Origin of the sequence: Phenylobacterium sp. (assembly GCF_028290885.1) — a bacterium.
GTDB lineage: Bacteria > Pseudomonadota > Alphaproteobacteria > Caulobacterales > Caulobacteraceae > Phenylobacterium.
On sequence record NZ_JAQGIZ010000154.1, the window covers coordinates 1 to 8,934 of the forward strand.

At 68.4% G+C, this 8,934-nt stretch carries 10 protein-coding genes, 1 tRNA gene and 1 pseudogene; 10 read left to right on the forward strand and 2 right to left on the reverse strand.

Translation table 11 applies throughout. The features are described 5' to 3' along the window. The 5 genes from JWP28_RS10390 to JWP28_RS10410 all read left to right on the forward strand — a co-directional run. Nucleotides 1-395, forward strand: a 395-nt coding sequence (locus JWP28_RS10390) for a prolyl oligopeptidase family serine peptidase (RefSeq protein ID WP_299542691.1), incomplete at its 5' end; no start/stop codon positions are given. Nucleotides 396-458: 63 nt separating this feature from the next. Then, entirely contained in the window at nt 459-1,892 is a 1,434-nt protein-coding gene (locus JWP28_RS10395; protein ID WP_299542692.1) for a peptide MFS transporter, read from the forward strand. Nucleotides 1,893-1,898: 6 nt separating this feature from the next. Then, nucleotides 1,899-2,822, forward strand: coding sequence for an aldo/keto reductase (locus JWP28_RS10400; RefSeq protein WP_299542693.1), 924 nt, complete (start codon nt 1,899-1,901; stop codon nt 2,820-2,822). Between the two features lie 58 nt (nt 2,823-2,880). Continuing rightward, on the forward strand, nt 2,881-4,800 hold the full coding sequence (locus JWP28_RS10405) for an FAD-dependent oxidoreductase (protein ID WP_299542694.1): 1,920 nt from the start codon (nt 2,881-2,883) through the stop codon (nt 4,798-4,800). Between the two features lie 11 nt (nt 4,801-4,811). Then, nucleotides 4,812-5,546 (forward strand): dienelactone hydrolase family protein, encoded by a 735-nt coding sequence (locus JWP28_RS10410; RefSeq protein WP_299542695.1) that lies wholly within the window; start codon nt 4,812-4,814, stop codon nt 5,544-5,546. Here the strand turns inward: JWP28_RS10410 and JWP28_RS10415 are convergent. Then, the gene (locus JWP28_RS10415) at nt 5,543-6,346 is read right to left on the reverse strand and encodes a phytanoyl-CoA dioxygenase family protein (RefSeq protein ID WP_299542696.1); all 804 of its coding nucleotides are present in this window, start codon (nt 6,344-6,346) and stop codon (nt 5,543-5,545) included. The genes JWP28_RS10410 and JWP28_RS10415 overlap by 4 nt on opposite strands. 77 nt (nt 6,347-6,423) lie before the next feature. Here JWP28_RS10415 and JWP28_RS10420 point away from each other — a divergent pair, with 77 nt between their 5' ends. Continuing rightward, the gene (locus tag JWP28_RS10420) at nt 6,424-6,867 is read left to right on the forward strand and encodes an MliC family protein (protein ID WP_299542697.1); all 444 of its coding nucleotides are present in this window, start codon (nt 6,424-6,426) and stop codon (nt 6,865-6,867) included. On the opposite strand, the gene JWP28_RS10425 is transcribed toward JWP28_RS10420, so the two are convergent. After that, a tRNA-Asp gene (locus tag JWP28_RS10425) sits at nt 6,846-6,922 on the reverse strand. The genes JWP28_RS10420 and JWP28_RS10425 overlap by 22 nt on opposite strands. Nucleotides 6,923-7,129: 207 nt before the next feature. Here JWP28_RS10425 and JWP28_RS10430 point away from each other — a divergent pair. From JWP28_RS10430 to JWP28_RS10445, 4 genes and pseudogenes are all read left to right on the forward strand, one after another. Then, nucleotides 7,130-7,507: an NADH-quinone oxidoreductase subunit A gene (locus JWP28_RS10430; protein ID WP_299542698.1), complete on the forward strand. Its 378-nt coding sequence runs from the start codon at nt 7,130-7,132 to the stop codon at nt 7,505-7,507. After that, a complete protein-coding gene (locus JWP28_RS10435; RefSeq protein ID WP_299542699.1) occupies nt 7,477-8,091 on the forward strand; it encodes an NADH-quinone oxidoreductase subunit B in 615 nt (204 codons plus the stop codon). Before JWP28_RS10430 ends, JWP28_RS10435 begins: the two co-directional genes overlap by 31 nt. Continuing rightward, nucleotides 8,088-8,735, forward strand: a complete 648-nt coding sequence (locus JWP28_RS10440; protein ID WP_299542700.1) for an NADH-quinone oxidoreductase subunit C — start codon at nt 8,088-8,090, stop codon at nt 8,733-8,735. The genes JWP28_RS10435 and JWP28_RS10440 overlap by 4 nt, the downstream gene beginning before the upstream one ends. After that, nucleotides 8,732-8,934: pseudogene (locus tag JWP28_RS10445) on the forward strand (NADH-quinone oxidoreductase subunit D); the annotation flags it as partial. The gene JWP28_RS10440 and the pseudogene JWP28_RS10445, both read left to right, overlap by 4 nt.

Consider the following 8,934-nt stretch of genomic DNA (forward strand, 5'->3'; position numbering starts at 1 on the left):
ACACCGCCGATCCGCTGGCGATCGGAGCGGTCGTCAGCCTGGCGGGGATCGGCGACCTGAAGGGGCAGGGCAAGGCCTTCGGCCTGCCCTGCGGCGACGACACGATCGATCGCCTGATCGACACCGCCGGCCGCAAGGCCCCCTACGCCGACACCTCACCGGCCGAGCTGCTGCCCACCGGCGCGAAGGTGGTGATGGTGCACGGGGTCTTCGACTCCGTCATGCCGCCTTACACGGGTCTCGCCTATGCCGCGAAGGTGCGGCAAGCGGGCGACAAGGCCGAGGTCGTCGCCATCCCCGATGCGGGTCACTTCGACCTTGTGATCCCCACGACGCGCGCCTGGAAGGAGATCGTGGCCATCGTCGAGCGCGAGACGAAGGCGCTGCCCCGCTAAACGAGGCGGCTTCCCACCCGGGGAGATTTCGTGCCTATCTGCGCGGTCCTTGGGGAGGATTCCATGACCGCGGTTACCGCAGACGCAGACGATCGTGCCTTCCTGGGCCACCCCAAGGGGCTGGCTTACCTCTCCATCACCGAGGCCTTCGAGCGCTTCTCCTACTACGGGATGATCGCGCTGCTGGTGCTCTATATGAATGGCCAGTTGCTGAAGCCGGGCCATGTCGAGCACGTCGTCGGGTTGAGCGTTCTGCGCCCCATCCTGGAGGCGGTGTTCGCGGGCGGGGCGCACTATTCGAACCAGCAGCTCTCATCGGCGATCTATCTGGTCTATTCGAGCACCGTCTATCTGACCCCCTTGCTCGGCGGGCTGATCGCCGACCGGGTCGGGCGGACCGGGACGATCATCGTCGGCGCGAGCATCATGGCGGTCGGCCACTTCCTGATGGCCTTCGACGGCTCGTTCCTGCTGGCGTTGGTCTGCCTGATGATCGGCGCCGGGTGCCTGAAGGGCAACATCGCCACCCAGGTCGGTGCGCTCTACGCGGCCGGCGACACCCGCCGGGCCGACGGATTCCAGATCTTCTATCTGGGCATCAACGGCGGCGTGATTTTCGGCCCGCTGATCACCGGCTACCTCGGCCAGGGGATCGCCTGGCACTATGGATTCGGCGCGGCGGGCGTCGCCATGCTGATCGCCCTGGTGATCTACCTTTCCGGCCTGAAGCGCCTGCCCCCCGATCCTCCGCGCGGCGCCAAGGCCAAGGCGGAAAAGGTTGCCCGGCCGGCGCTGACCAAGCGCGAGGTGGCTGTGCTGGCGCTACTGGCCCTCATCCTGCCGGTGCTGGCGCTGTCGATCGTCGGCAACAATCAGATCTACAACGGCTATCTGGTGTGGGCCCAAGCCAATGCCGACCTGCATTTCCTGGGCATCCAGATACTGACCAGCCAGATGCTGTCGGTGGACTCCATCGTCTCCGTCGCCACCCTGCTGGGCATGGTGATGTTCTGGCGGGCCTGGAAGACCCGGTTCCCGGAGCCGGACGAGCTCGGCAAGATCGCCATCGGCTGCTTTTTTGCAGCAGCCGGCGTGGGCTGCTTGGCGGCGGGCGCGGCGCTGACGCCGGCCGGCCAAAAGGTCAGCTTCAACTGGTTGCTGGCCTTCCACCTGTTGAACGACATCGGCTTCGCCAATGTCCTACCGGTCGGACTTGCGCTGTTTTCGCGGGCCGCGCCCAAGGCTATCGCGGGCTTGGTGATCGGCTTCTACTATCTGCACCTCTGGGCAGGGAATATCCTCGTGGGCTATCTCGGCACGCTCTACGAGAAGATGACGCCGGTGCAGTTCTGGATGATCCACGTGGCCATGGTCGGCGGCGCCGGCGTGGTCTTCGTGCTCGTGAGGTTGCTGTTCGGCCGCCTGCTGCTGGTGAGCGAAGACGCCGAGCCGGACATGAGCACCGTAGCGATCGCCGACGCCCAGCGGACGCCCTAGGCGGCGATGATTTACCGCCCGCTAGGCCGGACGGGCCTGACCGTCTCGGAGATCGGCTTCGGCGCGGCCAGCTGGTGGGGCAAGCCGCAGTTCTCGGAAGCCGTCGCCGAGCGGCTGGTGCACGCCGCCATCGACGGCGGCGTCAGCTTCTTCGACACCGGCGCGAGCTATTCCGGCGGCCATGCGGAGCCGAGGCTCGGCCGCGCGCTGAAGGGCCGCGATGCGTCCGGCCTGGTCGTCGCCAGCAAAGCCGGCACCTTCGCCGCCCGCGGGCGGGTCGGGCGGGACTTCTCACCGACGGCCGTGGTCGCCAGCGCCGAGCGCAGCCTGCGCAACCTGGGGCTGGAGGTCCTGCCGCTGCTGCAGCTGCACGGCCCGGCGATCGCCGAGCTGACTGACGATTTGCGTGGCGCGCTCCAAGATCTGAGGGCGAGGGGGCTGGTCCGGGCACTGGGGGTGAACAGCTTCGATCCCGCGGTCATCGCCTACGTCGCGCGCCTGCCGGACTTCGACGTGGTGATGGTAGATTACAACGTGCTGCGCCCGGAGCGCGAGCCGCTGATCGCCCAGGCCGCGGCGGCCGGGAAGGGGGTGCTGGCCGGCATGGCGCTGGCCATGGGCCACACCGGCTGGCAGGTCGCCAAGCTGCGCGCCCCGCGCGACCTCTGGTACGCCGCCCGGGGCCTCCTAAGGCACCGGCGCGAGGTCGGACAAGGCGCCCGCTTCGGCTTCCTGAACGGGCTGCCCGGGATGACCGGTCCACAGGCCGCGCTCGCCTATGTGCTGGCCAACCCCAACGTCGCCTCAGCGGTCATCGGCACCACCCGGCCGGCGCACCTGGCGGAGAACCTCGCCGCCTCGGGCCTGGCGCTGCCGCCCGCGGTGATGGATCGCATCCGCGCCCGTCAGGCGGAGCGGCTTTCCGGGTGACAGCCGCCGTCGAGCCGAGTCATGGTGCTGAACAACGATAACCTGGCGGGAAACGACCATGTCCGACGCCGAGCTCAACCCGGCCCTGGAGGCCGCACACCTTCCGGCGCTGCTCGCGGCCATGGTGCACATGACCGGCGACCCGGGTTGGCTGAAGCCGGAATGGACGCCCGTCTACACGCCGCTCTCCCGCGGCGACCCGGGCTTGTCGGACGAGGTCCAGGCCGACATCCGCGCCAAGGCCAAGGTCGTGATCGAGGCCTTCCTGGCCGGCGGTCCGGTGAACGCGGCGAGCCCGGACAGGCCGACGCTGCGCAGGATGATGGACTTCGTGGGCGGCGGGCCGATCCCGGACGTCTATGCGGATTTCCTGATCGATGAGCTCGCCATTTCCGGCAAGAGCAGCAAGGACCCGCAGTTCGAGCAGCCCCAGCTGAAGGAAGCCGCCCGCCAGCTGAAGGTGCTGGTGATCGGCGCGGGCATGTCGGGCGTGCTGGCCGGCGTCCGCCTGTCGCAGGCCGGCGTGCCGTTCGAGATCGTGGAGTCCAACCCCGACGTCGGCGGCACCTGGCTGGTGAACACCTATCCGGGCTGCCGGGTGGACAACTCCAACCACATGTACAGCTACTCCTTCGAGCCGAACCACGCCTGGCCGCAGTATTTCTCGCCGCAGCCGGAGCTGCTGAAATACTTCCGCGGCGTCGCGGCCAAGTACGACCTGAAGAAGCACATCCGCTTCGAGACCCGCGTCGAGAGCCTGGCCTGGGACGAGGCCCGCTCGCTCTGGCGCGTCGAGCTGCGCGGCAAGGACGGCCGGGCCGAGACCGTCGAGGCCAACGCCGTGATCACCGCCGTCGGCCAGCTGAACAAGCCGAGGACCCCGCAGATCGAGGGCGTCGGGACCTTCGAGGGGCCGGCCTTCCACTCGGCGGAATGGCGCCACGACGTGGACCTCGCCGGCAAGCGCGTGGCGGTGATCGGCACCGGCGCCTCGGCCTACCAGTTCGTGCCGGAGATCGCGCCGAAGGTGGCGAACCTGAAGGTCTTCCAACGCACCCCGCCCTGGGGCCTGCCCGTGCCGCACTACCACGAGGACGTGCCCGAGGGCATGAAATGGCTGCTCGAGCACATCCCCTATTACGACAAGTGGTACCGCTTCTGGCTGTTCTGGATGACCACCGAGGGCTTCCTGCCGATGGTCAAGGCCGACGAGGGCTGGGACGGCCCGACGACGGCGGTGGGCGAAGCCAACCTCGGCCTGCGGGAGATGGCCGCCGCCGCCCTGGCCGCCCAGGTCGCCGACCGGCCGGACCTGCTGCCCAACGTGGTCCCCACCTATCCGGTGGGCGGCAAGCGGGCGGTGCTCGACAACGGTGTCTGGCTGGGCGCGCTCAAGCGGCCGAACGTCGAGCTGATCACCCAGGCGATCACCAGGATCACCCCCAGGGGCGTGGTCACCGCCGACGGGACCGAGCACGAGGTCGACGTGCTGATCTACGGCACCGGCTTCACCGCCTCGAAGTTCCTTTCCGGCCTGAAGGTGAAGGGCCGCGGCGGGCGCGATCTGCACGAGACCTGGGCCGGCGACGCGCGCGCCTACCTCGGCATGACGGTGCCGGGTTTCCCCAACTTCTTCATGATCTACGGACCCAACACCAACATCGTGGTCAACGGCTCGATCATCTTCTTCTCGGAGTGCGCGGTCCGCTACATCGTGGGCTGCCTCAGGCTGCTGGCCGAGACCGGCTCCAAGGCCATCGAGGTGAAGCCCGACGTCCACGACGCCTTCAACATCCGGGTCGACGACGCCAACAAGGGGTGGGCCTGGGGCTCGCCCAACGTCACCAGCTGGTACAAGAACGAGTTCGGCCGGGTCAGCCAGAACTGGCCGTTCGGCCTGATCGACTACTGGCGGGCGTCGCTGGCCCCCAGTCCGGACGACTTCGTGCTGGCCAGGGAAACCGAACCGGTAGCCTGAAGGGGCGGCGCATGAAGACCGAGGACATCGAATACCATGCCGACGGCGCCCGGCTGGTCGGCTGGCTGGCGGTCGACGAGACCCTGCCCGGCAAGCGTCCCGGCGTGCTGGTCGCGCCAGAGGGCGGCGGCCTCGTGGACCTCACCAAGTCGATCGCCCGGCGGCTGGCCGAGGCGGGCTATGTCGCCTTCGCCATGGATTATTACGGCGACGGCAAGCCGCTGGCGGACCGCAACGAGGTCATGCCGCGGATCACCGCCTTTATGGCCGAGCCCAGCGGCATCCGCGCGCGGGCCGCAGCGGCCCTGGCGGTGCTGGCTGCCCAGCCGCAGACCGACACGACCCGGCTTGCGGCGATCGGCTACTGCTTCGGGGGCACCACGGTCCTGGAACTGGCTCGAAGCGGCGCGGACCTGAAGGCGGTCGTGGGCTTCCACAGCGGCCTGGCCACCTCCCGCCCGCAGGACGCCAGGAACATCCGCGCCAAGGTTCTCACCTGCATCGGCGCCCTCGACCCGATCATCCCGCCAGACCAGCGGTTGGCCTTCGAGAAGGAGATGACCGACGGCGGCGTGGACTGGCGGATGAACGTCTACGGCGGCGCTGGCCACAGCTTCACCAATCCGAACGTCGGCGCGCTCGGCATGCCCGGGTTCGAGTATCACGAGCCGACCGACCGCCGATCGTGGCGCGCCATGCTCGACCTCTTCGACGAGGCCATGGACGGCGCGCGGCCCGCAACCTAGCCGCCTTCCCAGATCGAACGGAACTCGCCGCCGCCATTGAGCCGTTGAGCTGGACTGCTCTTGTCGATATGGCCGATCAGGCCGCGGTAGACGCCGTAGCCGACCAGTTCCTGCAGGCGGGGCGGGAAGCCCTTCACCAGCCGCGGGTCGAGCCCGAGCTGCTGGTTCTCCTGCTGGCGGATGAAGCCGGCGCAATAGTTCATGGCGATGCCGGTCCGCCGCCGGTCGGTGCGGTTTGCGCCGCCGCCATGCCAGAGTGCGCCGTCCCACAGCAGCACGCTGCCCTTCGGCATCTCCGCGGCGATGGTCTCGTAGGCGCCGCCGTATTCCGGGTTCGGCTCGCGGTGGCTGCCGGGGACCAGGCGGGTCGCGCCGTTGGCCTCGGTGAAGTCGGTCAGAGCCCACATGGAATTGCAGACGATCGGCGCGTGCGGCTTCTCCAGCGGGATCACCTGGTCGTCGGCATGGATCGGCTGGGCGGTCTCGCCTGGGTCGATCGCGATGGACGAGAGGGAGGAGATCAGGCAGCCGGGGTCCAGCACGCCCTCGACGATGGGCAGCACCGACGCGTGGACGGGGACCTCGGCGAACGGCGCGCCATGGGCCAGCAGGTTGTAGATCCGCACCGTCCGGCAACCTTCGAACCCGTTGCCGGCCGGCTTCGCGCCCAGGTCGCGCTCGAGGCGCGCCAGGGCCTCGTTCAGGCCGTCCACCAGATCGGGCGCGATGGCGTCCTCGACGATGGTGTAGCCGTCGCGGCGGATGGCTTCGACGTGCTGCGCGCGGGTCGCTTCATCCATGCCTTCGCCTCGCACCGGGGATATCGTGTTCGGGGTCTCGAATCATGGTGGCCGAGAAGCCGGTCAGGGAGCAAGGCGTGGACCACAAGCTCAGGGCGCCGCCGCTCCTGTTCCTGGCGCTCATCGGGCTCGGGGGCTGCCACGGTCGGACGGCCGAGCCGAAACCGCCGGCCGCGGCTCCCGGCGGTGGCGCGGTCAACCCCGACGCCGGCGTGACGGCCTACCACTGCGCGGACGGCCAGGCGATCGTCGCCGGCTATCCGGACCCCGCCACCGCCGTCGTCACCTACAAGGACCATGCCTACACCCTGAAGCTCGGGCCGGCGGACAGCGGCGCGCGCTACACCGGCTATGGCCTGCAGTGGTGGGTGAAAGGCCGCCGCGCCGCGCTGGCGGTGCTGAAGCCTGGCGAAGAGCGCGCCAGCGATCGGGGCCTCGCCTGCGTCGCGGACGAGCCGGGGTCGGCGAATACGGTGGGACTGGCTGGGATCGGCGCAAGTGGCGCGAATGACGGGACTTGAACCCGCGACCTCCGGCGTGACAGGCCGGCGCTCTAACCAACTGAGCTACATCCGCAACTTGGACCCGCGCAAAACGCGAGGGGCGTCTGATAGGTCCGGGCCGGAATCGTGTCAACGGCAGATGCGGCCGCAGCCACCCGCGCAAGGCCGTTTTCTGTGAGCTCAGGGCCACCGGTTCGTGACCTTTTCGCGCCGCAGCAAGGCCCCGTTTGAAACCGCCGGAGGTGTGGTCTAGAAGGGCCCGCGACTCCCCGAGGACTCTATGAACGCGTTCCTGCTTCAGTACCTGCCCATCGTGATCTTCCTAGGCATCGCGGCGGCGCTCGGCATCATCTTCATCCTCTTCGCCGCAGGCGTCGCGCCCAAGGCGCCGGACCCCGAGAAGCTCTCCTCCTACGAGTGCGGCTTCAACGCCTTCGATGACGCGCGGATGAAGTTCGACGTGCGATTCTACCTGGTCTCGATCCTGTTCATCATCTTCGACCTCGAAGTGGCCTTCCTGTTCCCGTGGGCGGTGGCGCTGATGAAGCTGCCCGCCGCCATGGGCCAGTTCGCCTTCTGGTCGATGATGAGCTTCCTGGGCGTTCTGACGGTGGGCTTCATCTACGAGTGGAAGAAGGGAGCCCTGGAATGGGAGTGATCGTTCCGGCCGGCCCGGGGGGCCAAGCCCCCCTCTTGCCCGCAAATGTGGGCGCGCGCACCAGCGTCGAAGGCTACAACCCCGACGCCCATGACCCGTTCTTCGACGGCGTCTCCCAGCAGCTCGCCGACAAGGGCTTCATCACCGCCGGCGTCGATGACCTGATCACCTGGGCGCGCACCGGTTCGCTCATGTGGATGACGTTCGGCCTCGCCTGCTGCGCGGTCGAGATGATGCAGGCGTCCATGCCGCGCTACGACCTGGAGCGTTACGGCTTCGCGCCCCGCGGCAGCCCGCGCCAGTCCGACGTGATGATCGTGGCCGGCACGCTGGTGAACAAGATGGCTCCGGCCCTGCGCAAGGTCTACGACCAGATGCCCGAGCCGCGCTACGTGATCTCCATGGGCTCCTGCGCCAACGGCGGCGGCTACTACTACTTCAGCTATTCGACTGTGCGCGGCTGCGACCGGATCGTGCCGGTGGACGTCTATGTGCCCGGCTGTCCGCCGACGGCAGAGGCGCTGGTCTACGGCGTGCTGCAGCTGCAGAAGAAGATCCGCCGCACCGGGACCATCATGCGATGAGCTGGCCCCAACCCCTGCCGATCCTGGAAAAGCTCGGCCAGAAAATGGTCGCCAAGTCCAAGGGCGCGATCACCACCTACGAGGTGATGTACGGCGAGGTGAACCTCACCGGGCCGGCTCCGCGGATCGTCGAGGCGCTGACCTACCTGCGCGACAATCCGGACTTCCGGTTCACCCTGCTGATCGACGTCTGCGGCGCCGACTACCCGGAGCGGGAGCGGCGCTTCGACGTGGTCTACCACCTGCTGTCCATGACCAAGAACCTGCGCGTTCGGATCAAGGTGCAGACCGACGAGGACACCGCCGTGCCCTCGGTGACGAACGTCTTCCCCTGCGCCGACTGGTACGAGCGCGAGACCTTCGACATGTACGGAGTGTTCTTCGACGGCCACCCGGACCTGCGCCGCATCCTCACCGACTACGGCTTCCACGGCCATCCGCTGCGGAAGGACTTCCCGATGACCGGCTACGTCGAGGTCCGCTACGACGACGAGTTGAAGCGGGTGGTCTACGAGCCGGTGAAGTCGGTGGAGTGGCGCAACTGGGATTTCCTGTCGCCCTGGGAGGGCGCCGAGCCCGGCTACGCCCCGCTGATCCCCGGCGACGAGAAGGCCTTGCCGGCCGCGAAGGAGCCCAGCAAGTGACCGGCGCCAACGCCCCCGCCAAGGACAGCGACTTCTTCGCACCCGAAGTCCCGGGCGAGACCAAGATCCGTAAGTTCAACATCAACTTCGGCCCGCAGCACCCGGCCGCGCACGGCGTGCTGCGCCTGGTGCTGGAGCTCGACGGCGAGATCGTCGAGCGGGTCGATCCGCACATCGGCCTGCTGCACCGCGGCACCGA

Coding starts and splice junctions, on each gene's coding strand:
- JWP28_RS10405 (WP_299542694.1), top strand. CDS start 2,881: ATGTCCGACGCCGAGCTCAACCCGGCCCTGGAGGCCGCACACCTTCCG.
- JWP28_RS10440 (WP_299542700.1), top strand. CDS start 8,088: ATGAGCTGGCCCCAACCCCTGCCGATCCTGGAAAAGCTCGGCCAGAAA.
- JWP28_RS10430 (WP_299542698.1), top strand. CDS start 7,130: ATGAACGCGTTCCTGCTTCAGTACCTGCCCATCGTGATCTTCCTAGGC.
- JWP28_RS10395 (WP_299542692.1), top strand. CDS start 459: ATGACCGCGGTTACCGCAGACGCAGACGATCGTGCCTTCCTGGGCCAC.
- JWP28_RS10410 (WP_299542695.1), top strand. CDS start 4,812: ATGAAGACCGAGGACATCGAATACCATGCCGACGGCGCCCGGCTGGTC.
- JWP28_RS10400 (WP_299542693.1), top strand. CDS start 1,899: ATGATTTACCGCCCGCTAGGCCGGACGGGCCTGACCGTCTCGGAGATC.
- JWP28_RS10415 (WP_299542696.1), bottom strand. CDS start 6,346: ATGGATGAAGCGACCCGCGCGCAGCACGTCGAAGCCATCCGCCGCGAC.